Origin of the sequence: Rhodococcus sp. Chr-9 (assembly GCF_000801125.1) — a bacterium.
GTDB classification, from domain to species: domain Bacteria; phylum Actinomycetota; class Actinomycetes; order Mycobacteriales; family Mycobacteriaceae; genus Rhodococcus; species Rhodococcus pyridinivorans.
In genome coordinates this window covers 1-300 of sequence record NZ_JTIZ01000083.1, presented here as the reverse complement: position 1 = coordinate 300, position 300 = coordinate 1, and the positions used below count along the sequence as shown (strand labels likewise).

Here is a 300-nt window from a genome sequence, read left to right as displayed (position 1 = left end):
GACCTGCTCGACCGCCTCGTCCGGATCCGACGCCACGATCCACCGCTTGGCGACCTGCTCGATCGGCAACGCATCCGCCGCCGCCTCCATCTCCATCGGATCATCGATCGAATGCTTCTGCTCCGGCGTGAGCGACAGCGGCGCCCAGAAGCGGGTGTTCTCCAACGCCTTGTCCGGATCGGTGTCGTACGAGATCTTGATCTCGATCATTCTGTCGATCTGCGCCACATCCCGCTCCGCCTTCTCCGCCCCCTCGGCGACGGCCGGCAACAGCTTGTCGGTGTAGAGCTCCATGCCCTT

1 protein-coding gene is annotated in these 300 nt (G+C 64.3%); it reads right to left on the bottom strand.

Annotation, left to right across the window (positions count from 1 at the left end; genetic code table 11):
• Positions 1-300 (bottom strand): LLM class flavin-dependent oxidoreductase (locus tag QR64_RS11890; protein WP_039585309.1); only part of this gene is annotated, 300 nt, incomplete at both ends.